Genomic DNA, 26907 nt, shown 5'->3' with positions numbered 1-26907 from the left:
CGATCAGCTCGACAAGAGCTACATCGCGCCCGCCCTGCCGACCAATCTCCCCGGCGTGCACAGCGCCTTCCCGCTGCTCAATCTCCACGACGAAGGCTACTGAGCAGGAGACTCGGGCTCGCGGCGCCGTTGGGTGTCAAGTGAAGGGAAGGTCGTCGCCGGGAGCGCGCCACTCCTGTGGTGCTCATGGGATGTGTGATCAATGAGAAGAGCGCCACAGGAGTGGCGCGCTCGCGGCGCATGAGGCACTCTTCCCGCAACGATGATGCCCACGAGCGGGCGGGACGTCACGCCGTCCAGAAGAGCATGATCGCCTCTGATCGAAGACAAAGGGCTCTGGCAATCGCCGGGGCCTTTTTGTTTGCGTGATGCCACGATTGCATGAGCGCACAATCCATTTGAACAGTCGTTTACGGTTACGCGACAGCTGCAAGACTCTTCCGGCGTTTCGCACAAGTAATCCGCGATTGGCGGCAGCGTAGCGGCGCCCTGCGCATCCTCTGAAATCGAATCGCAAAGATCGGTCGCTAAGGGAAGCCCACGCGGGTGATGTCGCCCGCCGTTTTGCCTTGAGACCGTCTCGCGTCTGGTTTGGCACGGCACCGCCTTGCGACGCCGGCCGAACGACGCGCGCCAATCGCGGAGGATTGTCAATGTCGGCCACGTATCACTCGCTCGCCTCTGGTAGCCTCGTTCAAAGCTGGAGCAATGCCGGCCAGATCACGGCCAACGACGATTGGCCGGGCGTGCCGAGCATTGTGGGCTATCTCGGCGACGACGTGACGGCTGCGACCGGTGTCGATCCTCGCACCCTGACCGCCTCCGGCCCGGGCGCGGTCGACGTCATCGCCAACCAAGTCAATCCCACAACGCTGACCAGCGGCGGCGTCGCCGAGTTCGACGGCATCGCCAATCCCTCCGTCGCCTTGAACGGATCGGGCACCGGCGATGCGCCCTCGCTGATCCTCTATCTCGATGCAACCAATCGCCAGGACATCCGCGTCCAGTTCAACGTCCGCGATCTCGATGCGTCGGCCGACGACGCGCAGCAGCAGCTCGCCGTGCAGTACCGGGTCGGCTCGTCCGGCGTGTGGACGAATGTGCCCGGCGGCTACATCGCCGACGCGACGACCGCCAGTACGGCGACGCAGGTAACGGCGATCGACGTCACCCTGCCGGCCGCCGCCAATAATCAGGCCCAGGTCGAGGTCCGCATCATCACGACCAACGCCGTCGGCAGCGACGAATGGATCGGCATCGACGACATAGACGTGTCGAGCGCCGTCTTCACCGGCGGCACGGACACGGCCGCGCCGGCGCTGCTGTCGTCCAGCCCGGCCGACAACGCGACCAACGTCGCCGCATCGGCCGACATCGTGCTCACCTTCGACGAGCCCGTGGCGCTCGGCAGCGGCGACGTCACGGTCACCGACGACGCCGGCGACGTGCGCGTCATCACGGTAGGTACCAGCGAACCCGACGGCACGGTGACGGCGAGCGGCACCCAAATCACCATCGACCTCGCCACCAATCTCGCCAATGGCAAGGCCTATGACGTGATCGTCGCGGCCGGCGCCATCGAGGACAAGGCCGGCAACGATTTCGCCGGCATCGCCCAGGACGCGCTCGACTTCACCGTCGCCGCGGCGGCGCCGACCACGGCGATCTACGACATCCAGGGTCCCGGTCACGTCTCGCCCTTCGTCGGCAAGAGTGTGACGACCAGCGGCGTCGTCACCGGCGTCGACGGCAACGGCTTCTACATCCAGGACGCCGCGGGCGACGGAAACATCGCAACGTCGGACGGCATCTTCGTCTTCACGAGCGGCACGCCGACGGTGACCGTAGGTCGCCTGGTCGAGGTCACCGGCACGGTGAGCGAGTTCACCGTTTCGGGCGCGGCGCCGGGCAGCCTTTCGATCACCCAAATCACGAGTCCGACGGTCGACGACAAGGGGGCAGGCCCGACCATCGTTGCCACCCAGCTCGGCGGTTCGGCTGGCCGCTCGCCGCCGACTGCCAACCTGGACGATGACGGCCTGACCACGTTCGATCCGGTCAACGACGGCATCGATTTCTTCGAAAGCCTCGAAGGCATGTTGGTCGATCTGAAGACGCCGGTGTCGGTCAGCCCGACCAACAGTTTCGGCGAGATCTTTACGATCGTCGACAACGACGACAACGCCGCCAACGGGCTGAACACCAACAGCCTGACCGCCCGCGGCGGCGTTGGCATCTCGGGCGGCGCATCGTCGTTCGGCAACACCAACACCGTGGGCGGCGACTTCAATCCCGAGCGCATCCAGATCGACGACGACGGCGGACTCCTGGCGGGTTTCACGACGCCGTCGGTCAGCGTCGGCGCCAAGCTCAGCGATGTCACGGGCGTGGTGAGCTACAGCTTCGGCAACTACGAGGTCCTGCCGACGGCGGCCTATACCGTGACGGCGGCGAGCACGCTCGCGCCCGAGGTCACGAGCCTTGTCGGCGGCGCCAGCCGCCTGACCATCGCCAACTACAACGTCGAGAACCTCGATCCGAGCGACGGCGCGCCGAAGTTCAATGCCCTGGCGCAGCAGATCGTCGACAGTCTCAAGGCGCCGGACATCCTGGCGCTGCAGGAGGTGCAGGACAACAACGGCGCGACCAACGATGCGGTGACGTCGGCCTCGACCACCTCGCAGATGCTGGTCGACGCCATCAACGCCGCGTCCGGCGGCACGGTGCAGTACGCCTTCCAGGACAGCCCGTTCATCGGCGACGACCTGAACGGCGGCGAGCCCGGGGGCAACATCCGGGTGGCCTTCCTCTACCGGGTCGATCGCGGCGTCGACCTGGTCGAATCGTCACTGCGTACCCTCGACGCCAACGGGGCGCCGACGACGGCCGTCGGCGCGAACAACGCGGCGGGCCATCCGTTCTTCGACTCCCGGCTGCCGCTGGTCGCCGACTTCACCTTCAACGGCCAGACCGTCACGGTCGTCAACAACCACTTCTCCTCCAAGGGCGGCAGCGGCGCCCTGATGGGAACCCAGCCGCCGCTCAACGGCGCCGAGACGGCGCGCGCCGCGCAGGCCCAGGCGGTGAACAGCTACGTCGATTCGCTGTTGGCGGCGAACCCGAACGCCAGGGTCGTGGTCTCCGGCGACCTCAACGAGTTCGAGTTCGAGGAGCCGATGCAGGTTCTCTCGGGGCACGCAACCTACCTGGACGGGCCCGACGCCGACACCCTGCCGGAGTTCTCCATCGGCGGCGCGGAAGTGCTGCATGCGATGTCCGAGACGCTGCCGGTCAACCAGCGCTTCGACTACGTGTTCGACGGCAACGCGCAGTCGCTCGACCAGATGTACGCCAGCACCGCCGCCCGCGCCGGTGCGCACTACGACAACGTCCACATCAATGCGGAGTTCGCCAACCAGGCGAGCGACCACGATGCGCTGATCGCCAGCATCGACATGTCCGCCCCGTGGTCGACCACCGCGTCCGGTACGCTCGGCATCACCTTCGTGGGCTCACTCGGGCTGGCTGGCGCCGAAATCTCGGCCTTCGATCCCGGTTCCGACCGGCTGTTCACGACCTCGAACGCCGGCCTGCAGGTCGTCGACCTGGCGAATCCATCGAACCCGACGCTGATCGCGACGGTCGATTTCACGACCCTGGGCTTCGCCACCAAGGACGTGACCAGCGTGGCGGTGAAGGGAGGGATCGTGGCGGTGGCCCTGCCGGCAGCCGACAAGACGTTGCCCGGCAAGGTGATCTTCCTGAACGCTGCCGATCATTCGCTGCTGGGGTCGGTCGATGTCGGTGCGCTCCCCGACATGGTGACCTTCACGCCGGACGGCAAGAAGATCCTGGTCGCCAACGAAGGCGAGGTCGCGGCGTCGGGTGCCGATCCGGACGGCTCGGTCAGCATCATCGACATCAGCAACGGCGTTGCCAACGCCACCGTCCAGACGGCTGCCTTCTCCGGCTTCAACGGCCAGGAGGCGGCGCTGCGCGCCGAGGGCGTGCGCATCTTTGCCGGCAAGACGGTCTCGCAGGACGTCGAGCCCGAGTACATCTCGGTCTCGCCGGACGGCACCAGGGCCATGGTGACGCTGCAGGAGGCCAATGCGGTCGCCATCCTCGACATCGCCAGCAGCACCTTCGTCGACATCGTCCCGCTCGGCCTGAAGGACTGGTTCGGCCTCCAGCTCGACGTCAGCGACCGCGACGGCGCGCGCGGCACGGCGGCGATCAACCTCGTCTCCGATGCGCCGATCTTCGGCCTCTACATGCCGGACGCCGTCGCCAATTACCAAGTCGGCGGCCAGACGTTCTATGTCATGGCCAACGAGGGCGATGATCGCGACGATTTCCTCGACCCCGACGAGACGGTCCGCGTCGGCTCCAGCTCCTACGACCTCGACAGCGCGACGTTCCCGAACGAAGCGGAGCTCAAGACCCAGGCCGAGCTCGGCCGCCTCGTCGTGTCCAACGCGCCGGGCCTGCGGGGCGACATCGACCAGATCCTGGCCTACGGCGCGCACTCCTTCTCGATCGTCGACAGCGCGGGCAACCGCGTGTTCGACAGCGGCGACGTCATCGAGCACATCATCGCCGAGCAGTTCCCGTCGTTGTGGGACGACACACGCAGCGACAACAAGGGGCCAGAGCCGGAGGGCCTGACCGTCGGCTCGGTCGGCGGCAGGACCTTCGCCTTCGTCGCGCTGGAGCGCTCGAACATCACGCTGGCCTTCGACATCACCGATCCCAACCAGGTGTCCTATGCCGGCGCCGCGCAACATGCCGGCGACATCAGCCCCGAGGGCGTGCTGATCATCCCGGCGGCCGATTCGCCCACTGGCCGAGACCTGCTGGTGGCCAGCAACGAGGTCAGCAACTCCATCTCCGTGTTCGAGCTCGAAGCCGCGCCGGCGTTCGTCCTGCAGCTCCTGCACTTCTCCGACGGCGAGGCGGGCCTGCTGGCGGGCGACACGGCACCGCTGATGGCGGCGCTGGTCGATGCCTTCGACGACGACTACGCCAACACGCTCATCCTGGCGGGCGGCGACAACTTCCTGCCCGGCCCGTTCATCAATGCCGGCGCCGACCCGTCGCTCAGCGCGATCATCGGCGCCACGGCACCCGGCCGTCCCGACATTGCAATCCACAACGCGATCGGTGTCGAGGCCTCGACCATCGGCAACCACGAGTTCGATCTCGGCTCGACGGCGTTCCGTGACGCCTTCTCACCGTCGGGTGCGTGGGTCGGGACGCAGTTCCCCTACCTGTCGTCCAACCTCGACTTCTCGGGTGACGCCGCCCTCAACCCGCGCTTCACCAACACGCTGGATGGCGGCACGACGACCCTGGTCCCCGAAGTCAGTACGCTCAAGGGTCGCATCGCGCCGTCGGCGGTCGTGACCGAGGGCGGTGAGAAGATCGGCCTGATCGGCGTCACCACCCAGCTGATCGAATCGATCTCCTCGCCCAACGGCACCGAGGTCAAGGGCTTCCCGACCGGTCCGGGCGCCAATGGCGAGACCGACAACATGGATCTGCTGGCGGCGCAGATCCAGCCGATCATCGACGAGCTGATCGCCGAGGGCATCAACAAGATCGTGCTGATGTCGCACCTGCAGCAGATTCAGAACGAGCAGCTCCTGGCGACCAAGCTGCACGGCGTCGACATCATCCTGTCGGCCGGCTCGAACACCCGGCTGGGCGACGCCGACGATCAGGCGGTGACCTTCCCGGGCCACGAGGCGACCTTCGCCGATACCTATCCGATCGTCACCCAGGGTACCGACGGCAAGACGACCCTGATCGTCAACACCGATGGCGAGTACACCTATCTCGGCCGCCTGGTCGTCGGGTTCGATGCCAACGGCGAGATCATCCTCGACACCCTGACGGAGAACGTGGCCGTCAACGGCGCCTACGCCTCGACCAAGGCCAATGTCGCCGAGGCGTGGGGGGTGGGCGACTCGCAACTGGAGACGACGGCATTCGCCGACGGCACCAAGGGCGACGCGGTGCGCGACATCACCCAGGCGGTCGACAGCGTGATCGCCGCCAAGGATGGCACCGTTTTCGGCTTCACCGACGTCTATCTCGAGGGCGAGCGGGCCTTCATCCGCTCGCAGGAGACCAATCTCGGCAACCTGGCGGCCGACAGCGGCATCCAGGCCCTGAAGGAAATCCTGGGCAGCGCCGCGAACGGCCAGTTCATCGTCGGCCTGCGCAACGGCGGCGGCATTCGCGCCCAGATCGGCAGCGTCGACGACGAGGGCGACAAGATCGCGCCGATCGCCAACCCCGACGCCGGCAAGCCGGCCGGCGGCGTCTCGCGGCTCGACGTCGAGAACGCGCTGCGCTTCGACAACAAGCTGATGGTGTTCGACACCTCGGCGGCGGGCCTGAAGGCGATCCTCGAGCACGGCGTCGCCGCAGGTGCCAACCAGGGCCGCTTCGGGCAGGTCGGTGGCATCCGGTTCTCCTACGATCCTGACCTGGCGGCCGGCGCCCGCATCCTCAGCCTCTCGCTGATCGACGATCTGGGCAACGTCATCGCCCGCGTGGTGGAGAACGGGGTCGTGCTGGCCGATGCGCCGGCCAGGATCACTGTGTCGTCGACCAGTTTCACCGCCAATGGCGGCGACGGCTATCCCATCAAGGCGAATGGCGAGAATTTCCGCTTCGTGCTGACCGACAACACGCTGTCGGCGCCGGTGGACGAGGCGCTCGACTTCACCCTGGCGGCCAACACGCCGGCCAACGCCATGGGCGAGCAGGTGGCGTTCGGGCACTACCTGTCGACGTTCTTCGGCACGGCAGACAAGGCCTTCAACGCGGCCGATACGACCGAGGCGCAGGACATGCGCATCGAGAACCTCAACGTCCGCGACGACGCGGTTTTCCAGGGCATCACGACGGGCGGCAACGATCCGGGCGACAACGCGGTGAACGGCACGGCAGGCGACGACACGTTGCAGGCCGGCGCGGGCAACGACACGGTGACGGGTGACCTGGGCGCCGACAGCATCGATCTTGGCGCCGGCGCAGACATCCTTCGCGACACGCTCGGCAATCTGGAGGGCGACGTCGTGGCGGGGTTCGGTCTCGAGGACGCGATCGACATCACCGGGTCGCACCTGTCGCGCGACCACTTCACCTTCACCAAGGGCGCCGGCTCGACGGACATCGTGGTGGATGGCACCGCCTTCGAGGTGAACGGCGACTTCAGCCAGGGCGAGTTCATGACGGTCGCCCGCGGCACCGGCGCGAATGCCCACACGATCGTGAGCTTCGAGCCCTTCCTGCCGACCCTGGCGGAGGGCGTGCGGATCGACACGGCCAAGATCAACGGCGTCACCAACGAGCCGTTCCTGGTCGGCGACGGCGCGGCGAAGTTCACGCTGGAGCTCAGGTCGGCGGTCTCGGCGTTCCACAACACGCTCGGCTGGTACGAGGTGGCGGTCGACGGCACGATCGGCGACGTCCATGTGCTGTTCGCCGATACGCTCGACGTGCCGGCGGCGGCCCGCACGATCGACCTCGGCACGCCGGCCGACGGCGCGCGCATCGGCTTCTTCCTGATCCAGAACGGGGCCACGACTTACGGCGACCTGCCCGACAACCTGTCGTTCGTGACGCCCGGCACGACGACGTCCGCCGACCTCGACACCGGCGTGCCGCCGGTTCTGCACAGCGCCTCTCTGGGCAACCTCGGCAGCGCGTCGATCTTCCATTCGATCGCCACGCTCAACCCGAACGACGCTGTGCAGGTCCTGTCAGGCGTCGCGCCGGGCGGCCTGGAGATGCAGCTCGGCTTCGAGGACCAGGCCAATCCCGCCGGCGATAACGACTTCCAGGACGTCGTCATCGGCATCAGGGTGCAGGACAGCCTGTCGGTGTAGGGAGATCATTTCCTCCCCAGCTTCGCTGGGGAGGTGTCGGCGTCTGCGCCGACGGAAGGGTCAAGGGTCATGCGGACCGCGGGCGTCCCGTCCGCTCATCATGAGCGGGCGGGACGCCCGCGGTCCGGAGGAGCATGACCCCTCCGTCGCCGTATGTCCCCAGCTTCGCTGGGGAGGAGAATATATCACCCCCGGCCGACGAACGGCATCTTGGTCGCCATCACGGTCATGAACTGGACGTTGGCGTCCAGCGGCAGGCTGTCCATGTAGACGATGGCGTCGGCCACGGCCTTCACGTCCATGCGCGGCTCGGGCACGGTGGTGCCGTTGGGCTGCAGCACGCCCTTGGTCATGCGCTCGGTCATCGGCGTCACGGCGTTGCCGATGTCGATCTGGCCGCAGGCGATGTCGTAGGCGCGGCCGTCGAGCGAGGTCGACTTGGTGAGACCGGTGATGGCGTGCTTGGTCGAGGTGTAGGCGACCGAGAACGGCCGCGGCGCATGGGCCGAGATCGAGCCGTTGTTGATGATCCGCCCGCCGCGTGGCTTCTGGTCCTTCATGATCTTCATGGCTTCCTGGGTGCACAGGAACGGGCCGGTCAAGTTGGCGGAGACCACCGAGAGCCAGGTCTCGTAGGGCAGCTCCTCGAGCGGCACCGGCGGAGCGCCGCCGCCGGCATTGTTGAACAGCAAGTCGAGCCGGCCCCAGGTCGCCTTCACTTTGGCGAACAGCGCCACGATGTCGTCGCGCTTGGTGACGTCGGTCGGCACCGCCAATGCGTTCGGTGTGTTGTTGCCGGCGAGCTTGGCCGTCTCCTCCAGCGCCTCCTTGCGGCGGCCGGCGAGGGCGACCTTGTAGCCGACATGGAGCAGGGCAAGCGCCGAGGCACGGCCAATGCCGCTGCCTGCGCCGGTTACGATTGCGATCTTTGACATGCGTTCCTCCTGGACGGCCGACCCTAGCAGACCGACGCCCGCCGGTTGAAGTGGCGCGATGGCGGAGGTGCATTGGGCAGACGCCACCAGGCAGCGCGGAGGGACGACAAGTGGGCGCCGTTGGACGACGGACCTGGCATCTCGGGTGCGCGAGCCCGAAGCGCAGCCACGCGCGCCGGTTATTTCATCATCGTGTGTGGGACCAGCAGGATGTTCTGGGGGAAAGCCACGAGAATGGCGACGTTGATGATGTCGACCGCGACGAACCAGCCACAGCCGCGGAAGATGTCGCCCATGCTGACGTCCTTGGCGACGCCCTTCAGGATGTAGACGTTCAGGCCCACCGGCGGCGTCATCAGCCCGATCTCGACCATGCGCACCACGAGGATGCCGAACACGATGGGATCGATGCCGAGCTGCTTGAACCGAGCGTGATCGCCGCGCCGGCCGGCCAGGTCTTGAGGTGGGGTGGCGACATGGTGACGTCGTCGAACAGCCACGGCTGATAGGCGCTCTTGGCGCCGAACCAGGCGAGGACGGCGTAGATGAAGATGCTGGTCAGCAGGGTGCCCATGGTGGCGCGGCGCCGGGCGCGCACCGGCAGGGTATCGAGGAAGAGATCCATGCCGACATGTATGGCAGGCCCAGGAAGACGATGATCGGCATCAGGAGCTCGGAGCCTTCGAGATGGCCGGGGATGGGTGCGCTGAAGCCGTAGACCGAATCGGCCACCCACGTCGCCGCGGCCATGAGAGCCACGACGACGAGGGCGAGGACCGCCAACTCCAGCATGTCGGGACGCGGCCGGGCTAGTTGTTGGGCTTGGACTTGGCCTTGGCGACCTCGGCTTTGATGAAGTTCAGCAGCTCAGCGCCCGGCCGGCCGGCGGAGACCTGCTCCTTGGCCCACGCCTGCCATATCGGCTCGGAGGCCGCGATGAGCTTGTTGCGCGCGGCGTCGGGGAACTGGGTGATTTCCAGCTTCTCCTTGAAGATCGGCAGCCACTTGGCGTCGTCCTTGGCGAACGCCTTGAACAGCGCCTCGCGTGCCGCCGCCTGGGCCATCGGCAGCTTGGCCTTGAGGTCGTCGGGCAGCTTGTTCCACGCCGTCAGGCTGACGCCCTCCCAGCGCATGAAGCCGCTCATCGCCAGCCCCTCGGTGACGAACTTCGACACCTCGCAGAGGTTGTAGGCGCCGAAGGCGAAGGTGTAGGGGAAGCCGAAGCTGTCGATTGTCCCGCGCTCGAGCGCCTGATAGCCCTCCGGTGCCGTCACCATGGTCGGCACGGCCCCGAAGGCCTGCAGCTTGGCGAGCTGGTCGGAATCGAGCGAACCGACGATGGCAACTGGCGGGTGAGCTATGGCGCCACCGAGCTCGGCTTCATCAACCCCGTCAAGCGCCGGCTCGAGCGCTCGGCGTCTCCCGGCTGGCCCAAGCTTGCCAGCTGCTCGCGACCGTCAAGGACAGGCCCTGGCGGGCGCGCCCCAAGAGGGGCGCGTCCTTGACGGCCGCTGCGCGCGCCGGCAAGCGCAGCGCGCGGGCCGGGACGAAGGAACGGGCTCCGCAGGGGGCCGAACAAAGGAACAGCGCAGCAAGTAAAGGCCTGGTTCGACGCCATCAGCCGAGCCAAACCGCATGATTGAGTGTCAACCATGTATCCGGTCCAAAGTGTCAGCGATCTATCCGGTTGCACAATCCGGGGCGGCACCTCCCCCGATTGCGGGGAAGGGATTCGAGATGTGTCCTATGTGAGCCTCGGGCCCCGCGTGGAAGGTCAGGCGAGACTTTCGAGATAGCGTCGCCAGCTGCCAAACTCGGAGATGTCGCGCGCGCCTTGCGTGGCGTGACCCTCGCAGAGAAAGCCCGTCACGGTCGAGCCATCCGCCAGGGCGATCGAGCCGAGGCCCAAGGGTGCCGGGATGGTGCGCAGGAACGCGCCCACTGCGGATGCCGGGAGGCTCCACACCTCGAGCTCGATGGTTGCGCCGCCCGCGGTGACCCGCACCAGGCCGGGACGTTCGGGCGGTCCGCCGGGGAGGGCGTAGAAACGATAGGCGGGCGCCGTGCGGCCCGACTGCTCGAGCCGGCCGCCCAGCTCGGCAAGCTGGCCGTTGAGCGGCAGGCCGCTCATGTGCGCCCCGACAACGGCGATCGACACTCGGTCCTCCGTAATCACGGGATCGTCGCCCGGTGGTGGCAGCTGGCTGGTCGTCTTGCCGAGCGGCAGTGGCACGGCCCGCTGCCAACGGGCGCCGAAAGCGAGCAGCGCGCGCTCGGCGTGCGAGCGGCCGACCAGGGTGATGCCGAAGGGCATGCCATCAGGGCGGAAGCCCGAGGGCAGGGCCAATGCCGACAGGCTGAAGAAATTCACGAAATTGGTGTAGTGCCCGAGATGGCTGTTGAACAGCACCGGCTCGCGCTCGAGATCGGCGACACGATAGATCGTGCCGGTCGTCGGCAGGACGAGGAAATCGAGGCCGGCCATCTCGGCCTGGGCGCGCGCCTTCAACTCGGCGAGCTCGTACTGCCCCTCGAAAGCGTCGACCGCGCTGTAGTCGCGGCCGCCCAGCACGATATCGCGGGTGACCGGCCAGACCTCCGCACCCTCGCCCGCAGCCTCGATGAAGGCGCCGACCGCGGCCGTGCGCTCGGCGACCCACGGACCACCATAGAGAAGCTGCGCCGCCTCCCGAAAGGGGGCGTAGTCGAACTGGACCGATGTGCCGCCCATCGCTTCGAGGTGCGCAATCGCCTGCGAGTAGAGCACGGCATAGGCCTCGTCGCCGAAGAACTCGGCATCGCGGGCGCGCAGCACGCCGAAGCGGAAATTCTGGCCGATGCCCGAACAGGCCTGCGGCTCGGCCAGGACGTTCAGCACGACATCGGCATCGGCGCAGGACAGCGCGAAGACCGAGACGCAGTCGAGCGACTTGCAGGCCGGTACGACGCCCGACGTACTGATCAACCCGGGAGTGGGCTTCAGGCCGACGATGTTGTTGAAACCTGCCGGGACGCGGCCCGAACCCGCGGTGTCGGTGCCGAGCGAAAAGCTCACCAGCCCGGCGGCGACGGCGACCGCCGATCCCGAGCTCGACCCGCCGGGCACGAACGAGGGATCGAACGGATTGCGCGGCACGCCGTAGGGCGAACGAACGCCGACCAGGCCGGTGGCGAATTGATCGAGGTTGGTCTTGCCGACAACGATGGCGCCGGCATCGACCAGACGCTGCACGGTCTCGGCCGACTCGCCGGCGTCGTAGGCGAAGCCGGGGCAGGCGGCCGTGGTCGGCAGGCCCGCCACATCGATATTGTCCTTCACGGCGAACGGCACGCCATAAAGCGGCAGGTGCTCGAGATCGCTTCTGCGCGCGTCGAGCCACCGCGCCGCGTCGCGCAGCGCGGCATCCGTGACGCGGGCGATCCAGACCTTGTCGTCGCTCGCGGCGGCGATGCGTTTCAGGACCTCCTCGATCGTGCGGGTGACGTCGAGCGTGCCAGCCCGGTAGGCGCTGCGCAGGGCGTGGAGGCCAAGGTCGAGAAGCAGGGTCATGGCGTGCTTGTAGACAAGCGGGCCTCCGAAATCAGCTCTCTCTCGCGCCCGCCGTTTGGCACGGTCCTTGCCTTCGACGGCAGGGGAGTCTGGGAACCAAGGGGACTGGAATGAAACGTCGTAGCTTCATCAAGACCACTGCCGCCGGAGCTGCGGCGACGGCCGCGCCGGCGATCTGGTCGTCGGCGAAGGCACAGGCCCGCAACGAGACCTTGCTGATCGTCGGCGAAAGCCCGCCCAACTCGATGGACATCCATGGCGTCGGTGCCAATCGCCCCGCATACGAGGTGTCGTGGAACACCCATGACCGGTTGATCACCTATGGCGTCAAGAAGGACGCCAACGGCAACGACCACTACGACTACACGAAGCTCGAGCCCGAGCTGGCGACCGAATGGAACGTCACGCCGACCTCGGCGACGTTCAAGCTGCGCCGTGACGCCAAGTTCCACGACGGCACGCCGATCACGGCCAAGGACGTCAAATGGTCGTTCGACCGTGCCGTCACGGTCGGCGGCTTCCCGACATTCCAGATGAAGGCAGGATCGCTCGAGAAGTCCGACCAGTTCGTGGTGGTCGACGACCACACCTTCCGGGTCGACTTCATCCGCGCCGACAAGCTCACCCTGCCCGACATCGGCGTGCCGGTGCCGGTGATCATGAATTCGGAGCTGTGCAAGAAGCATGCAACCGCCGCCGACCCGTGGGCGATGGAATGGTGCAAGAACAACCATGCCTCGGGCGGCGCCTACAAGGTCGAGCGCTGGCAGCCCGGCCAGGAGGTCGTCTATGCCCGCAACGACGACTGGAAGAACGGCCCGCTGCCCAAGGTCAGGCGCATCATCATGCGCATCATCCCGTCGGCGGGAAACCGGCGGGCGCTGCTCGAGCGCGGCGACGCAGACCTGTCGTTCGACCTGCCGTCCAAGGACTTCTCCGAGCTCAGGAGCTCGCCGAAGCTCACCGTGATCGGCACGCCGATCGAGAACGCAATGATGTATCTCGGCATGAACGTCAACCAGAAGCCGTTCGACAACGTCAAGGTGCGCCAGGCGGTGGCGTGGGCGCTGCCCTACCAGCAGATCATGGACGCGGTACTGTTCGGCCAGGCGATCCCGCTGTTCGGCGGGGCCGACAACAAGTTCAAGGGCGTCTACTGGCCGCAGAAGGACGGCTACAAGACCGATATCGCCAAGGCGAAGGCGCTGATGGCCGAGGCAGGGCACGGCAGCGGCTTCGCGACGACCCTGTCGTTCGATCTCGGCCTTGCCAGCACCAACGAGCCGCTCACCGTGCTGATCCAGGAAAGTCTGGCACAGATCGGCATCAAGGCGACGATCAACAAGGTCCCGGGCGCCAATTGGCGCGGCGAGCTCCTGAAGAAGAACATGCCGATGATCACCAACGCCTTCGGCGGCTGGCTGAATTATCCCGAGTACTTCTTCTACTGGTGCTATCACGGCCAGAACGCCGTGTTCAACACGATGGGCTACAAGAACCCGGCGATGGATGCGCTGATCGACAAGGCGCGCTTCACCACCGGACCGGAGTACGAGGCGGCGGTGAAGGGCTTCATCGACATGGCCTTCGAGGAAGTGCCGCGCGTGCCGATCTACCAGCCGCTCTTGAACGTGGCGATGCAGAAGAACATCACCGGCTACCGCTACTGGTTCCATCGCCAGCTCGACTACCGTCAGCTCGTGAAGGGGTGAAAGGGTGGACTGTGCGGGCGCGCCCTGTGCTCGCCTCCCCCGTCATACGAGGGAGGTGCCCCGTCATACGAAGCGGAGGGGGAATGCCTCAGTCGAGGCTCATGAAATTCCGACGTCGGCATCGGAAGAACCTGGTCTGGGGCTTTCCCCCTCCGGCCCTTCGGGCCACCTCCCCCGTCTGACGGGGGTGGTACATGGACATTGCCGCCCATGCTGAAGATGCTGCTGTCGCGGCTGGCGACGGCGGTGCCGAGCCTGATCGGGGTCGTCATCGTCACCTTCATGCTGACCCGCCTGCTGCCGGGTGATCCGGCGGCCTACTTCGCCGGGCTGGCGGCAAGCCCCCAGGCGATTGCCGAGATCCGCACCAAGCTCGGGCTCGACAAGTCTTTGCCGGAGCAGTTCGTCGCCTACATATCCGATCTGCTGCATGGCAATCTCGGCAGTTCCCTTAGCACCGGCCAACCTGTCGTGACCGAGATCGCCACTCGCCTGCCTGCGTCGGGCGAGCTCACGCTCGCTGCCCTGATCCTCGCCGTCTGCATCGCCATCCCGCTCGGCGTGCTGGCCGCGGTCAAGCAGGACACTTGGATCGATCACCTTTGCCGCATCGTCACCACGGCCGGCGTGTCGCTGCCGGTGTTCTTCACCGGCCTGCTGTTCGCCTACGTCTTCTACTACCTGCTGCAGATCGCGCCGGCGCCGACCGGACGGCTCGATGTCTTCCTTTCGCCACCAGAACACATTACCGGGTTCTACCTCATAGACTCCGCCCTCACCGGCAACGTGGAGACGTTCTGGGGCGCGCTCCGACAGCTGGCGCTGCCGGCGATCTCGATGGCGATCTTCTCCCTCGCACCGCTCGCCCGCATGACCCGCGGCTCGATGCTCTCGGTGCTGGGCAGCGACTTCATCCGCACCGCGCGGGCGAGCGGGCTGGCGCCGCGGACCGTCGTGTTCACCTACGCCTTCCGCAACGCCGTGCTGCCGGTCATCACGACCCTCGGCATGGTCTTCTCCTTCCTGCTCGGCGCCAACGTGCTGGTCGAGACGGTATTCGCCTGGCCGGGCATCGGCCTCTATGCCGTGAATGCGCTGATCACCTCGGACTACGCGCCGGTCCAGGGCTTCGTCCTCACCATGGCGCTGCTCTACGTCGCGCTGAACCTCGCGATCGATTGCCTGTACGGGCTGGTCGACCCGCGCGTGCGCCTGGACAGCTGATGATGGATGAAGCAAACCTCATGGTCTTCCGGACCGCGGGCGTCTCGGCCGCTCTTCTCATGAGCGGGCGAGACGCCCGCGGTCCGGAAGAGGCGCGTCCCCAGCAATGATCCCTCTGCTGCGCCACGCCCGCTACGTGCTGTCGGAGAATCCGGTCACCGGCCTCGCCTTCGGACTGTTCGCCCTGTTCCTGTTCGCGGCCATATTCGGGCCGTTGGTGGCGCCCTACAACCCATTGCAGAGCAATGCCGCGATGGCGCTGAAGCCGCCGTCGGCGGCGCACTGGTTCGGCACCGATCAACTCGGGCGCGACATCTTCAGCCGCGTGCTGGTGGCGACGCGGCTCGATCTTTCCATCGCCTTCGCCTCGGTCGTGCTGGCTTTCCTGCTGGGCGCCCTGTCGGGCGTGGCGGCGGGCTACTTCGGCGGCTGGACGGATCGCGTCGTCGGCCGCCTCGCCGACACCATCATGGCGTTCCCGCTGTTCGTGCTGGCCATGGGCATCGTCGCCGCCCTCGGCAACAAGGTGATCAACATCGTGATCGCCACGGCGATCATCAACTTCCCGCTCTACGCCCGGGTCGCCCGCGCCGAAGCTAATGTGCGGCGCGAGGCGGGTTTCGTCGAGGCCGCCCGCCTGTCGGGCAATGGCGAGGCGCAGGTCCTACTGGGCCATGTGCTGCCCAACATCATGCCCATCATGATGGTGCAGATGTCGCTCACCATGGGCTACGCCATCCTGAACGCCGCCGGCCTGTCCTTCATCGGGCTCGGCGTGCGGCCGCCGGATGCCGAATGGGGCATCATGGTCGCCGAGGGCGCCAACTTCATCCAGAGCGGCGAATGGTGGATTGCGCTGTTCCCAGGTGCTGCCCTCATGCTGGCGGTGTTCTGCTTCAACCTGCTGGGCGACGGCTTGCGCGACATCATCGACCCGAGGCAGCGGACATGACGGCGATTCCGGCGCTCGCCGTCGAGGATCTGTCGGTCGAGTTCCGCACCCGCTCGGGCACGGTCAAGGTGCTGGAGAAGGTAGAGTTCGAGGTCGACAAGGGCGAGACGATCGCCCTCGTGGGCGAGTCGGGGTCGGGAAAGTCCGTCACGGCCTTCGCCGTCATGGGCATCCTCGACCCGGCTGGGCGGGTTACCGCCGGCCGGGCGATGTTCGGTGGCTCCGACCTGTTGGCGATGAGCGAGCGCGATCTCGCCGAGCAACGCGGGCGCGAACTGTCCATGATCTTCCAGAACCCGCGCACGGCGCTGAACCCGATTCGCCGGGTCGGCCAGCAGATCGCCGACGTGCTGGTGCGCCATGGCGGCGCGACGTCGACCGAGGCGCCGCGCGCTGCCGTCGAGATGCTGAAGAAGGTGCGTATCCCCGACCCCGACCGGCGCGCCGAGGCCTATCCGTTCGAGCTGTCGGGCGGCATGTGCCAGCGCATCATGATCGCCATTGCGCTTTCCTGCCGGCCGGCCCTGCTGATCGCCGACGAGCCGACCACCGGTCTCGACGTCACGACCCAGGCCGTCATCATGGACCTGATCGGCGAGCTCGCGCACGAGTCCGGCATGGCGACCGTCTTCATCACCCACGATCTGGCGTTGGCGGCCGAGTACTGCGATCGCATCGTCGTCATGCATGCCGGCCACATCGTCGAAACGGCGCCTGGCCGCGAGCTGTTCGGCCATCCCCGCCATCCCTATTCGGCGAAGCTGCTGGCGGCGACGCCGCACGAGACGGCGTCGCTCGCCGACCTGGCCTCCATTCCGGGAGGCCTGCCGGACCTGCGGCGGAGCGATCTGCCGGCCTGTCGCTACAGCGACCGCTGTGACCGTCGCCTCGACGAATGCGCCCGGCCGTTGCCGCGTCGCGAGCTCGGCGATCGCCACATGGTCGCCTGCTGGAATCCGCTATGACCGAGGCGCTGCTCGACGTCGCCGAGCTGGTCAAGCGATTCCCGGTCGGCAACAAGCGCCTGCTCCATGCCGTCGACGAGGTGACGTTCACCATTGGGCGCGGCGAGACGGTCGGCCTGGTGGGCGAATCGGGCTGCGGCAAGTCCACCCTGGTGCGCCTGATCAACCGGCTGCTCGATCCTACGTCCGGCAGCATTCGGCTGGCGCGCACCGAGCTTGCCGACATGAAGGCGCGGGACTTCGCCGGCAATCCCAACCGCAAGCGCATCCAGATGGTGTTCCAGGATGCCGGAGACTCCCTCAATCCGCGGTACACGGCCGCCGACGCCATCGGCGATCCGCTGCGCCGCCTGAGAAAGATGTCGGGCGCCGCGCTGCGTCAGCGCGTCGACAGGCTCGCCGACATGACCGGCCTGCCGCGCGACCTGCTGACCCGCTTTCCGCATCAGCTCTCGGGTGGCCAGAAGGCGCGTGTCGGCATCGCGCGCGCGATCGCGGTCGAGCCCGAGCTTCTGATTCTCGACGAGCCCACCGCTGCGCTCGACGTTTCGGTGCAGGTGGTCATTCTGCAGCTCCTGCAGCAGCTCAAGCAGGAGCTCGGCATGAGCTATCTGTTCGTCAGTCACGATCTCAACGTCGTGCGCCTGCTGTGCGATCGCGTGGTGGTAATGTACCTCGGCAAGATCGTCGAGCAGGGACCGGCGGCCGAGATCTTCGCCGACCCCCGGCATCCCTATACACGGGCGCTGATCTCGGCGATCCCACAGGCCGAGCCCGACAAGAGGGTCGGCCGCTTGCGCCTCAGCGGCGAGCCGCGCAGCCCGATCGATCCCGATCCGACGGTGTGCCGCTTCTATGGTCGCTGCCCCAAGGGCGAGCCGCGCTGCTCCTCCGACATGCCGGTCTTGCGCACGGTGGGTCCGGCAAGGCAGGTTGCCTGCCACTTCGCATAGGAGACCCTGCTGGGCGCTTGTGAAAATCCCCGTTGCGCAAGAGAAGCTCATGGCCGGGAGCGTGCCACTCCGTGGCGCTTCATGGGGACCGCGGGCGTCCCCCCCGCGCACGAACCACGAGCGGGCGGGGCGCCCGCGGGCCCCAAGTAGCGCATGAGCGCCCCGGAGTGGCGCGCGCCCGGCGCAACTTTCACAGGAAGGAATTGGCAACATGGCTGACGACAAGCCGGATATCAGTCGCCTGGTCGACGAGGCGGCCAAGGCCTTGGGCCTGCCCATCGCCGATCAGTATCGCGCCAACGTGATCGTCAATTACGAGCGCTCGCTCGCCATCGCACAGCCGTTGCTCGAGATCGACCTCGACGACGAGCTGACGCCAGCTCCGGTCTTCCGTCCATGACCGATCCCCTGTCGAAGCAGGCGACGGCGACCGAGATCGCCGCTGCCGTGATGTCGGGCAAGGCGAAGGCGCTCGCCGTGATCGACGCCACCCTGGCGCGAATCGCGGCTACCGAGCCCACCGTCAACGCCTTCACCGACATCGTTGCCGAGCGCGCTCGCATCCGGGCGGTGGAGATCGATCGCGGCCTGCATCGTGGGCCGATGCTCGGCGTGCCGTTCGCGGTCAAGAATCTGTTCGACATCAAGGGCCTGCCGACGCGCGCCGGCTCGAAGATCAACAATGACGGGCCGATCGCGGCGCGCGACGGCTCGCTGGTGCGCAAGCTCGAGGCGGCCGGCGCCATTCTGGTCGGCGGCCTCAACATGGGCGAGTACGCCTACGACTTCACCGGCGAGAACGCGCATTACGGCCCGTCGCGCAATCCGCGCGATCCCTCGCGCATGACGGGCGGTTCGTCGGGGGGCTCAGGCGCCGCCGTGGCGGCGGGCGAGGTGCCGATCGCGCTCGGCTCGGACACCAACGGCTCGATCCGCGTGCCGTCGTCCCTGTGCGGGCTGTTCGGGTTGAAGCCGACCTATGGGCGCCTGAGCCGCGCCGGCTCCTATCCTTTCGTCGACGCCTTCGATCATCTCGGCCCGATCGCGCGCTCGGTCGACGACCTCGCGCTGTCGTTCGACGCCATGCAAGGCTGGGATCCCGACGATCCGGTGTGCACCGACCGGCCGGCCGAACCGACGGTCCCGGCCCTGCTCGAGGGAATCAACGGTCTGCGCATCGCCATTGCTGGCGACTACTTCGAGCGCGGCGCGCAGCCCGAAGCCCTGGAGGCGGTGGCGACGGTGGCCAAGGCGCTCGGCGCGACGAGGAAGATTGCGATTCCCGAGGCCGCGGCAGCGCGCTCTGCCGCCTACGTCATCACCGCGATCGAGGGCGGCCAGCTTCACCTGCCGCGGCTGAAGTCGCGGCCGCAGGATTTCGATCCCGACACGCGCGAACGCTTCATGGCGGGCGCGTTGCTGCCGGGCTCGTGGTACGTCAAGGCACAACGCTTCCGGCGGCGCTATCGCACCAACGTCCAGAAACTGTTCGGCGAGGTCGACATCATCCTGGCGCCGGCGACGCCCTGCACGGCGCCGAAGCTCGGCCAGGTGATGATGAAACTGGGCGGCGTCGAGCTCCCGGTGCGGGCCAATCTCGGCCTGTTCACCCAGCCGATCTCGTTCATCGGTCTACCCGTTGTAGTGGCGCCGCTGCAGCGTCCGGGCGGCCTGCCGATCGGCGTCCAGATCATCGCCAACCACTATCAAGAGGCAGCGGCGCTGCGCGTCGCGCGGGCGCTCGAGAAGCAGGGCGTGGCGAGCGCCCCGCCGGCGTGACGGAGACGAGCGCCATGGAGATCAACGTCCCCGAGGTGGTGGCCGAGGTGACGGCCGCCTTCGAGCGCTACGAGAGGGCCTTGAACAGCAACGACGTCGCCGTGCTCGACGAGCTGTTCTGGAGGAGCCCGCATACGCTGCGCTACGGCGTCGGCGAGCAGCTCTACGGCCATGACCAGATCGCAGCCTTTCGCGCCGGCCGGGATCCGGGGTTCGTGGTCAATCGCGATCTCCTGAAGCTGTGGATCGTCACCTACGGTCGCGATTTCGGGACGGCCAATTGCGAGTTCCGCCGCCATGGCGGCAACCGAACCGGCCGGCAGAGCCACACCTGGATGCGCACACCCGACGGCTGGCGCATCGTCGCCGCCCACGTCTCCCTGCTGGGCGAAGCGACGCCGATGAAGGTGTGAAAGAGGCCATGGTCTTCCGGACCGCGAGCGTCTCGCTCCCTCATGTTTCATGAGCGAGCGAGACGCTCGCGGTCCGGAAGGCCCCTCATGATGGGGCGCAAGCCGCGCTGATCGCGATTCAGTTCGTAGCGATAGTGCTCTAAGACTCCCCCCGGGTGGGCGAGGGTTCATGACCAACGAGCGAGAACAGTCCGTCGAGACGTCGTATCAGCCGAAAACCGTTCAAGCATACATAGACCAGAGTTCACCGGCCGGTCCCGTCGCGCCACTGTCCTGGCTTCGGTGCCCTGGTTCCTGCAGGACCTCGGCACCTACGGCATTGGCCTGTTCACGCCCACCATACTGGCGCGAACGGCCGGCCACGAGACGACAGCCGGGCACGGCATCGGCGCGACCATCGCCCTCGATGCGAGCGCGGCACGGGGCGCGGCGGTGATCGACGCCCTGCTGATCATAGGCGTTCTCGCTGCGGTCGTGATGGCCGATCGCTTCGGGCGCATCCGGCTGCAGGTTCTGGGCTTCCTCGGCTGTGCGGTGGGGTTGGCGCTCGCCGCCGCATCGCCCTATGCCGACGAGCCAGTCCGCACGATCCTGCTGTTCACCGGCTTCATGGTGTTCAACTTCATGACCAACGTGGGCCCGAACGCCCAGACCTACCTGCTGGCCGGCGAGGTCTTCCCGACCCGTATCCGCGGCAAGGGCGCAGGCTTCGCCGCCTCCTTCGCCAAGATCGGAGCCGTGCTGACGGCGTTCGTTTTCCCGGTGCTGCTCTCGGCGGCCGGCACCGGCCCGCTGCTGGCGCTGCTGGTCGCGACATCGCTGCTGGGCGCCTGGGTGACCTGGCGGTACCGCATCGAGACCACCGGCATGAACCTCGAGGAGATCGATCGGGGAGGATGATCATGCGCCTCCCCAGCGGAGCTGGGGAGGAGCAATCACCGTCCGTTGAGCTTCCGCCAGGCGGCGAAATCCTTCAGCGACTGTTCGTTGGTCGGCGGGTAGAGGCCGTAGATGCCCTGTCCGCTGGTGACCTGCTCGGCGACATAGTCCTCGTACGCCGTCATCTCGACCGCCTCCTCGGCGATCTCGTCGGCCAGGCTGGCCGGGATGACGATGACGCCGTCGTTGTCGCCCAGGATGATGTCGCCGGGAAACACCGGGGCGTCGCCGCAGCCGATCGGCACGTTGATGTCGATCGCCTGGTGCAGGGTGAGGTTGGTCGGCGCGCTCGGCCGCTGATGGTAGGCCGGGAAGCCCAGCCGGGCGATGTCGGCCGAATCGCGAAAGCCGCCGTCGGTCACCACGCCGGCGACGCCGCGCTTCATAAGCCGCGTCACCAGGATCGAGCCAGCCGAGGCCGCGCGCGCATCCTTGCGGCTGTCCATCACCAGCACGGCGCCGGGCGGGCAATCCTCGATCGCCTTGCGCTGCGGATGACCGCGATCGCGGAACACCTCCAGCCTGTTGAGATCCTCGCGCGCCGGCATGTAGCGCAGCGTGTAGGCGGGCCCGACCATGGAGGGTCCGACGTGCGACAGCGGATGCACGCCCTGGATCGCCTGATTGCGAAAGCCGCGCTTGAATAGCGCCGTCGCCACCGTGGGCGTGCTGACGGTGCGCAGCTTGTCGCGGGTCTGGGGCTTCAGCGTCATGATGGATTTCCTCTCGGCTTCCTTCTTAGAGCATGATCTTCTTCGGTCGAGGGACCAAAGAGTGGCCTCACCCTGAGGAGCCACGCGGAGCGTGGCGTCTCGAAGGGTCGGCAACAGACGTACTTTGGCCCGCCCTTCGGGACGCGGCCTGTGGCGGTGCTTCGACCTAAGAAAATCTCGCTCTAGGCCAGCAGGGCGTCGCCGGAGAGAGCCGCGCCGCTCGCCGGATCCCTGATCACGGCGCCGAGCTCGCCGAGCTTGGCGAAGAAATTGGGAAAGGTCTTGCGCACGCAGGCGGGCCGGCGCAAGCGCATGCCTGGCACGCGCAGGCCCAGCATGCCGAAGCACATGGCGACGCGGTGATCGTTGTAGGTCTCGATCTCGGCGCCGTGCAGGGCGCCCGGCCGGATGACCAGCGTATCGCCGCTCTCCTCCACTCGGGCGCCGCACTTGGCGAGCTCGGTATGCAGCGCCTTCACGCGCTCGCATTCCTGCACCCGCAGGCGGCCGAGATCGGTGAACTGCGTGGCCGTTGAAGCGAACGGCGCGAGCACGATCGCGGTCATGATGCTGTCCGCGAGGTCGGTGCGGCGCGAGTAGCTCGGGCGCCACGAAGCCTGGGCGACGAGTTCGAGGAACTTCTGATCGGCCTGCATGCCGCTGCGCGGCGTCGGCTCGACGGTGACGTGGCTGCCGTCGTCGCGCAGCAGCCAATCCGCTCCCCAGAAGTAGCTCGCGCCCGAGGCGTCGGCCTCGATATCGTAGGTGCCACCGCCCCAGGGAAACTCCTCGATCAGGCGCCGCGTCATGTCGACGTAGGGCAGTTCGTCCTCGTTGGCCCCGGTGATGGCGACCTGCCAGCTGCCGATGCGGGCGCTGAGCAGCAGGGCCGAGGCGAATTGCGAGCTTTCGGCGACGCTGACGGTGCAGGCCGCACCCGGTCGCGGGCCGGTGCCGTGAACGATCGCCGGCAGGCGGTCGTTGGGCGTGTCGATGCGATACCCGAGCTGGCGCAGGGCGCCGATCAGGGCTGCCTGCGGGCGCTCGTGCATGCGGGCGATGCCGCTCACCCGGTAGCTGCCGTGTCCGAGGCACAGCATCGGCGGCAGGAAACGCGCCGCCGTGCCGGCATTCTCGACGAAGAGCTCCAAGGGGTGCCCGGGTGTTCCGGCGTTGGGAATCGTCCCGCCGCGTCCCTCGATCGTGATCGTGCGGTTGGCCGGTTCGGCCGGATCGGGTTCGACCCGACTGGGAAAGCCCAGCCGCTCCAGGCATTCCACCATCGCCTGCGTGTCCTCGCTCCACAGCGCGCCGCGCAGCATGACCGACCTGGTCGCCAGCGCAGCCAGGATCAGGGCGCGATTGGTTATGCTCTTGGAGCCTGGCAGGACGACGGTCGTCTCCCTTCGTCGACGAGGCGGAACGATCTCGATCAGGTCGGGCAGCATGTGGGTGTCAGTAGATCGACGGCTCGGCCACCGGGGCGCCGAAGCCGGTTTCGAGGAAATCGAAGTCGCAGCCTTCGTTGGCCTGCTTGATGTGGCGGGTGAACATCCAGCCATAGCCGCGCTCGTAGCGCGGCTCGGGCTTCTTCCACGCGGCGCGGCGCCTCGCGAGCCCTTCCTCCGACACGTTCATGTGGAGGGTGCGCTTGTCGACGTCGAGCGAGATCATGTCGCCGGTACGCACCAGGGCGAGCGGCCCGCCGATGTAGGATTCGGGCGAGACATGGAGGATGCAGGCGCCGTAGCTGGTGCCGCTCATGCGCGCATCGGAGATGCGGACCATGTCGCGCACGCCCTGCTGCACGAGTTTCTTCGGGATCGGCAGCATGCCCCATTCGGGCATGCCGGGGCCGCCTTGCGGGCCGGCATTGCGCAGGATCAGCACGTGGTCGGCCGTGACATCGAGATCGTCGCGATCGATCGTCGCCTTCATCGAAGGATAATCGTCGAACACCAGCGCCGGGCCGGTATGCTTCAGGAAGCGCGGCTCGCAGGCGCTGGGCTTGATGACGCAGCCGTCCGGCGCCAGGTTGCCGCGCAGCACGGCGAGCGCGCCTTCGGCATAGATCGGGTTGTCGACCGGCCGGATGACGTCGGGGTTGTAGGTCTCGGCGCCCTTGATGTTCTCGCCCAGCGTCTTGCCGGTCACGGTCAGTGCATCGCGATGCAGATGTCCTTCGATCTGTGCCATCAGGGCCGGCAGGCCGCCGGCATAGAAGAAGTCCTCCATCAGGTACTTATCGCCGCTGGGGCGGATGTTGGCGATCACCGGCACCTTGCGGCTGGCGCGCTCGAAATCATCGAGGCCGACATCCTGGCCGGCGCGGCGCGCCAGCGCGATCAGATGGATGATTGCATTCGTGGAGCAGCCGACCGCCATCGCCACTGTGATGGCGTTGAGGAAGGCTTCGCGAGTCAGGATAAGGGTCGGCGTCAGATCCTCCCACACCATGTCGACGATGCGCCGGCCGCTCTCGGAGGCCATGCGGATGTGGTTGGCGTCGGCTGCCGGGATCGACGAAGCGCCGGGCAGGCTCATGCCCAGCGTCTCCGCCATCGCCATCATGGTCGCGGCCGTGCCCATGGTCATGCAGGTGCCGTAGCTGCGGGCGATGCCCGCCTCGACGTCGACCCAGTCGGAAGCGGAGATCTTGCCGGCGCGGCGTTCGTCCCAGTACTTCCAGGCATCGGAGCCCGAACCCAGCACCTTGCCCTTCCAGTTGCCACGCAGCATCGGTCCGGCCGGCAGGTAGATCGCCGGCAGATTGGCGCTGATGGCGCCGAGCAGCAGGGCAGGGGTGGTCTTGTCGCAGCCGCCCATCAGCACCACGCCATCCACGGGATGCCCGCGCAAAAGCTCCTCGGCGTCCATGGCGAGCAGGTTGCGGTAGAGCATGGTTGTCGGCTTGAGGAAGCTCTCCGACAGCGACAGCGCCGGCAGCTCCATCGGGAAGCCGCCGGCCTGCAGGATACCGCGCTTGACGTCGTCGACCCGGCTCTTGAAGTGCATGTGGCAGGGCTGGGCTTCCGACCAGGTGTTGAGGATGGCGATCACCGGCCGGCCGACCCAGTCCTCCGGCGCGTAGCCCATCTGCATGGCCCGCGAGCGATGGCCGAAGGCGCGCAGATCGTCGGGCGCGAACCAGCGGGCGCTGCGCAGCTCGGCGGCGGTCTTTCTCTTGGCAGCGGGCATTCGTTTTCCTCTGAGGCGGCCATCGCCCGGGCCGTTGCGGGTATGGTAGTGGTGCTGTGCGTGTCGCCGCATCATGCGCGATCACGTCGTGCGGGTCATCGGGTTTGAACGAGTGAAGCGAGGGTGGGAGGATGATTGCAGGAAGACGAGTGATTGCGCGAAGAGGGGTCCTGTTTGCCATGGCCGCCGGCTTGGCGGTCTGGTCCTCCGGAGCGATGGCTCAAACGGCCGATGCGGCGGCGCTGCTCAAGACCCTGATGGCCCTGGAGAAGGAGAGCTGGCAGTACGTCAAGGACAAGAACATCGCCGGCATGAAGGACTACATGGCCGATGACGGCCTGCAGATCTTCGGCGACGGCAGCCGCTACGACAAGACCCAGTTCCTGAAGTTCATGCCCGACTTCCGGCTCGACAGCATCACCTACGACTCGGCGGGCGAGATCAAGGTGTGGACGCCCGACGTGGTGACCCTGCTCTATCGCGTCACTTACTCGAGCGGCGTCAAGGGCGGCAAGGCGACGACGTACAAGGTGATGTCGGCCAACACGTACGTGCGTCGCGGCGGCAAATGGTGGAGCGTGCTCTACCAGGAGAGCCCAGTGCCATGAAGATCCTGGTGATCCACGGCGCCGGCATGAACATGCGCGGCAAGTCCCAGGTCGAGATCTTCGGCCCGATGACGCTGCCGGAGTACGACGCCAAGATTCGCGCCGTTGCCGGGGAGCTCGGCGTCGAAGCCGAGATTTTCCATTCCAACATCGAGGGCGAGGTCATCAACCGCCTCTACGCCGCGCACGACGAAGGCATCGCCGGCGCGATCATCAATCCTGCCGGCTTTACGCGCGGCTATCCGGCGCTGGTCGCGGCGATCGGCAACGTGGGTTTCCCCACGATCGAGGTCCACATCTCCAACCCGGCGCGGCGCGGCACCGCGTCCGACGTGGCGACGGGTTGCCTGGGTACGGTCACCGGCTTCGGCGTCGCGGGCTACGCGCTCGCGTTGCGCGGTCTCAGGGACCGGGCGAAGGGCTGAGTGCGTGACTTCATCGGTGAGAGGCAATGGATCAGCGACCGCCAGGCCTTGATGGCGTCCAAGCCGCCGACTACATGGTTTCCAGGCGTGTCGCCTCCGGGAGAGTCCAGCCTATGGCCGAGCCGAAGGATCTCATGGCGGTCGACGTGCATACGGACGACCTCCAAGACTACAACGTAACCCAGACCGGCTGGTATGCCGTCGACGATGGCGGCAAGGTCGTGCTCGGCCCGTTCGAGAGCCTCGCCCTCTGCGAGCTCGCCATCCGCGATCGACTGCTGAGGACGAAAGGGCTGTAGTCCAATTTGGTTGGACCTGGACGAAGGGGTGACGATCCCATCGCTGGGAGCGCGCCACTCCGATGCCGCCCTCTTCTCCTCCCCCGTCATCGGGCATTCGCGAATGCCCTGCCCGATGACGGGGGAGGGAGATGATAGGTGTCCACTCCCCAGCAAAGCTGAGGGATGAGAAGAGCGCCGTCGGAGTGGCGCGCTCTCAGCCATGACCACCTCTCCGGCGAGGCGGCATCGAGCCCTCAGTTCCCCGGGCCTCGTTCCATCGAGAAGGGCTGCCAGCGCACCAGGTTCGACTTCTCCAGCACCGAGGGGTTCACGCAGGCGCGCGGCCATTTGCCGGACAG

The 26907-nt window shown here is 67.1% G+C and carries 21 protein-coding genes; 13 read left to right on the top strand and 8 right to left on the bottom strand.

Annotated features, from left to right (window positions below):
* Positions 1 to 653 precede the first annotated feature (653 nt).
* On the top strand, positions 654 to 7901 hold the full coding sequence (locus AB7O82_RS19930; RefSeq protein ID WP_428539006.1) for a choice-of-anchor I family protein: 7248 nt from the start codon (positions 654 to 656) through the stop codon (positions 7899 to 7901).
* 185 nt (positions 7902 to 8086) lie between these two features.
* On the opposite strand, the gene AB7O82_RS19925 is transcribed toward AB7O82_RS19930, so the two are convergent.
* The 5 genes from AB7O82_RS19925 to atzF form a co-directional block, all read right to left on the bottom strand.
* A complete protein-coding gene (locus AB7O82_RS19925) occupies positions 8087 to 8836 on the bottom strand; it encodes an SDR family oxidoreductase (protein WP_428539008.1) in 750 nt (249 codons plus the stop codon).
* A gap of 179 nt (positions 8837 to 9015) precedes the next feature.
* On the bottom strand, positions 9016 to 9234 hold the full coding sequence (locus AB7O82_RS19920) for a TRAP transporter large permease subunit (protein WP_428539010.1): 219 nt from the start codon (positions 9232 to 9234) through the stop codon (positions 9016 to 9018).
* Positions 9192 to 9461, bottom strand: coding sequence for a hypothetical protein (locus AB7O82_RS19915; protein WP_428539012.1), 270 nt, complete (start codon positions 9459 to 9461; stop codon positions 9192 to 9194). Before AB7O82_RS19915 ends, AB7O82_RS19920 begins: the two co-directional genes overlap by 43 nt.
* Before the next feature lie 184 nt (positions 9462 to 9645).
* Entirely contained in the window at positions 9646 to 10140 is a 495-nt protein-coding gene (locus AB7O82_RS19910) for a TRAP transporter substrate-binding protein (RefSeq protein WP_428619989.1), read from the bottom strand.
* 470 nt (positions 10141 to 10610) lie between these two features.
* Positions 10611 to 12386 (bottom strand): allophanate hydrolase, encoded by a 1776-nt coding sequence (gene atzF / locus AB7O82_RS19905; protein WP_428539014.1) that lies wholly within the window; start codon positions 12384 to 12386, stop codon positions 10611 to 10613.
* 110 nt (positions 12387 to 12496) lie between these two features.
* On the opposite strand from atzF, the gene AB7O82_RS19900 reads away from it, so the two are divergent.
* The 9 genes from AB7O82_RS19900 (at position 12497) to AB7O82_RS19860 (ending at position 21284) form a co-directional block, all read left to right on the top strand.
* On the top strand, positions 12497 to 14098 hold the full coding sequence (locus AB7O82_RS19900; protein WP_428539016.1) for an ABC transporter substrate-binding protein: 1602 nt from the start codon (positions 12497 to 12499) through the stop codon (positions 14096 to 14098).
* Positions 14099 to 14308: 210 nt separating this feature from the next.
* A complete protein-coding gene (locus AB7O82_RS19895) occupies positions 14309 to 15322 on the top strand; it encodes an ABC transporter permease (protein WP_428539018.1) in 1014 nt (337 codons plus the stop codon).
* Between the two features lie 106 nt (positions 15323 to 15428).
* Positions 15429 to 16274, top strand: coding sequence for an ABC transporter permease (locus AB7O82_RS19890; RefSeq protein ID WP_428539020.1), 846 nt, complete (start codon positions 15429 to 15431; stop codon positions 16272 to 16274).
* Complete coding sequence (locus tag AB7O82_RS19885) at positions 16271 to 17239, top strand: ABC transporter ATP-binding protein (protein WP_428539022.1); 969 nt, start codon at positions 16271 to 16273, stop codon at positions 17237 to 17239. The genes AB7O82_RS19890 and AB7O82_RS19885 overlap by 4 nt, the downstream gene beginning before the upstream one ends.
* Positions 17236 to 18192: an oligopeptide/dipeptide ABC transporter ATP-binding protein gene (locus AB7O82_RS19880; RefSeq protein WP_428539024.1), complete on the top strand. Its 957-nt coding sequence runs from the start codon at positions 17236 to 17238 to the stop codon at positions 18190 to 18192. The genes AB7O82_RS19885 and AB7O82_RS19880 overlap by 4 nt, the downstream gene beginning before the upstream one ends.
* 211 nt (positions 18193 to 18403) lie before the next feature.
* Entirely contained in the window at positions 18404 to 18592 is a 189-nt protein-coding gene (locus tag AB7O82_RS19875) for a DUF4089 domain-containing protein (RefSeq protein WP_428539026.1), read from the top strand.
* A complete protein-coding gene (locus AB7O82_RS19870; RefSeq protein WP_428539031.1) occupies positions 18589 to 19971 on the top strand; it encodes an AtzE family amidohydrolase in 1383 nt (460 codons plus the stop codon). Before AB7O82_RS19875 ends, AB7O82_RS19870 begins: the two co-directional genes overlap by 4 nt.
* Before the next feature lie 14 nt (positions 19972 to 19985).
* Positions 19986 to 20384, top strand: a complete 399-nt coding sequence (gene hpxZ, locus AB7O82_RS19865) for an oxalurate catabolism protein HpxZ (RefSeq protein WP_428539033.1) — start codon at positions 19986 to 19988, stop codon at positions 20382 to 20384.
* Between the two features lie 282 nt (positions 20385 to 20666).
* Complete coding sequence (locus tag AB7O82_RS19860) at positions 20667 to 21284, top strand: MFS transporter (RefSeq protein ID WP_428539035.1); 618 nt, start codon at positions 20667 to 20669, stop codon at positions 21282 to 21284.
* A gap of 35 nt (positions 21285 to 21319) precedes the next feature.
* Here the strand turns inward: AB7O82_RS19860 and AB7O82_RS19855 are convergent, their stop codons facing one another.
* From AB7O82_RS19855 to araD, 3 genes are all read right to left on the bottom strand, one after another.
* A complete protein-coding gene (locus tag AB7O82_RS19855; protein WP_428539037.1) occupies positions 21320 to 22036 on the bottom strand; it encodes a ribonuclease activity regulator RraA in 717 nt (238 codons plus the stop codon).
* Between the two features lie 182 nt (positions 22037 to 22218).
* Positions 22219 to 23484 (bottom strand): 3-phosphoshikimate 1-carboxyvinyltransferase, encoded by a 1266-nt coding sequence (locus tag AB7O82_RS19850; RefSeq protein WP_428539039.1) that lies wholly within the window; start codon positions 23482 to 23484, stop codon positions 22219 to 22221.
* A gap of 7 nt (positions 23485 to 23491) precedes the next feature.
* Positions 23492 to 25234: an L-arabinonate dehydratase gene (araD, locus tag AB7O82_RS19845; protein ID WP_428539041.1), complete on the bottom strand. Its 1743-nt coding sequence runs from the start codon at positions 25232 to 25234 to the stop codon at positions 23492 to 23494.
* A gap of 179 nt (positions 25235 to 25413) precedes the next feature.
* On the opposite strand from araD, the gene AB7O82_RS19840 reads away from it, so the two are divergent.
* The 3 genes from AB7O82_RS19840 to AB7O82_RS19830 all read left to right on the top strand — a co-directional run bounded on the left by AB7O82_RS19840 (position 25414) and on the right by AB7O82_RS19830 (position 26566).
* Positions 25414 to 25842, top strand: coding sequence for a nuclear transport factor 2 family protein (locus AB7O82_RS19840; RefSeq protein ID WP_428539043.1), 429 nt, complete (start codon positions 25414 to 25416; stop codon positions 25840 to 25842).
* Positions 25839 to 26267: a type II 3-dehydroquinate dehydratase gene (locus AB7O82_RS19835; protein ID WP_428539045.1), complete on the top strand. Its 429-nt coding sequence runs from the start codon at positions 25839 to 25841 to the stop codon at positions 26265 to 26267. The genes AB7O82_RS19840 and AB7O82_RS19835 overlap by 4 nt, the downstream gene beginning before the upstream one ends.
* A gap of 113 nt (positions 26268 to 26380) precedes the next feature.
* Positions 26381 to 26566 carry a hypothetical protein gene (locus tag AB7O82_RS19830; protein ID WP_428539047.1) on the top strand — a complete coding sequence of 62 codons (186 nt, stop codon included), beginning with the start codon at positions 26381 to 26383 and terminating at the stop codon, positions 26564 to 26566.
* The last annotated feature ends 341 nt before the right edge of the window (positions 26567 to 26907 follow it).

This window comes from Reyranella sp. (genome assembly GCF_050185545.1).
Classification (GTDB): Bacteria; Pseudomonadota; Alphaproteobacteria; order Reyranellales; family Reyranellaceae; genus Reyranella.
Note: the sequence above shows the minus strand (reverse complement) of the source record. Positions and strands in the feature narration are given on the sequence as shown.

Excerpts from the sequence above, each read along its gene's own strand:
- AB7O82_RS19930 (WP_428539006.1), top strand. The coding sequence starts at position 654 with ATGTCGGCCACGTATCACTCGCTCGCCTCTGGTAGCCTCGTTCAAAGC.
- AB7O82_RS19925 (WP_428539008.1), bottom strand. The coding sequence starts at position 8,836 with ATGTCAAAGATCGCAATCGTAACCGGCGCAGGCAGCGGCATTGGCCGT.
- AB7O82_RS19915 (WP_428539012.1), bottom strand. The coding sequence starts at position 9,461 with ATGGATCTCTTCCTCGATACCCTGCCGGTGCGCGCCCGGCGCCGCGCC.
- atzF (WP_428539014.1), bottom strand. The coding sequence starts at position 12,386 with ATGACCCTGCTTCTCGACCTTGGCCTCCACGCCCTGCGCAGCGCCTAC.
- AB7O82_RS19900 (WP_428539016.1), top strand. The coding sequence starts at position 12,497 with ATGAAACGTCGTAGCTTCATCAAGACCACTGCCGCCGGAGCTGCGGCG.
- AB7O82_RS19895 (WP_428539018.1), top strand. The coding sequence starts at position 14,309 with ATGCTGAAGATGCTGCTGTCGCGGCTGGCGACGGCGGTGCCGAGCCTG.
- AB7O82_RS19890 (WP_428539020.1), top strand. The coding sequence starts at position 15,429 with ATGATCCCTCTGCTGCGCCACGCCCGCTACGTGCTGTCGGAGAATCCG.
- AB7O82_RS19885 (WP_428539022.1), top strand. The coding sequence starts at position 16,271 with ATGACGGCGATTCCGGCGCTCGCCGTCGAGGATCTGTCGGTCGAGTTC.
- AB7O82_RS19880 (WP_428539024.1), top strand. The coding sequence starts at position 17,236 with ATGACCGAGGCGCTGCTCGACGTCGCCGAGCTGGTCAAGCGATTCCCG.
- AB7O82_RS19875 (WP_428539026.1), top strand. The coding sequence starts at position 18,404 with ATGGCTGACGACAAGCCGGATATCAGTCGCCTGGTCGACGAGGCGGCC.
- AB7O82_RS19870 (WP_428539031.1), top strand. The coding sequence starts at position 18,589 with ATGACCGATCCCCTGTCGAAGCAGGCGACGGCGACCGAGATCGCCGCT.
- hpxZ (WP_428539033.1), top strand. The coding sequence starts at position 19,986 with ATGGAGATCAACGTCCCCGAGGTGGTGGCCGAGGTGACGGCCGCCTTC.
- AB7O82_RS19855 (WP_428539037.1), bottom strand. The coding sequence starts at position 22,036 with ATGACGCTGAAGCCCCAGACCCGCGACAAGCTGCGCACCGTCAGCACG.
- AB7O82_RS19850 (WP_428539039.1), bottom strand. The coding sequence starts at position 23,484 with ATGCTGCCCGACCTGATCGAGATCGTTCCGCCTCGTCGACGAAGGGAG.
- araD (WP_428539041.1), bottom strand. The coding sequence starts at position 25,234 with ATGCCCGCTGCCAAGAGAAAGACCGCCGCCGAGCTGCGCAGCGCCCGC.
- AB7O82_RS19840 (WP_428539043.1), top strand. The coding sequence starts at position 25,414 with ATGGCCGCCGGCTTGGCGGTCTGGTCCTCCGGAGCGATGGCTCAAACG.
- AB7O82_RS19835 (WP_428539045.1), top strand. The coding sequence starts at position 25,839 with ATGAAGATCCTGGTGATCCACGGCGCCGGCATGAACATGCGCGGCAAG.
- AB7O82_RS19830 (WP_428539047.1), top strand. The coding sequence starts at position 26,381 with ATGGCCGAGCCGAAGGATCTCATGGCGGTCGACGTGCATACGGACGAC.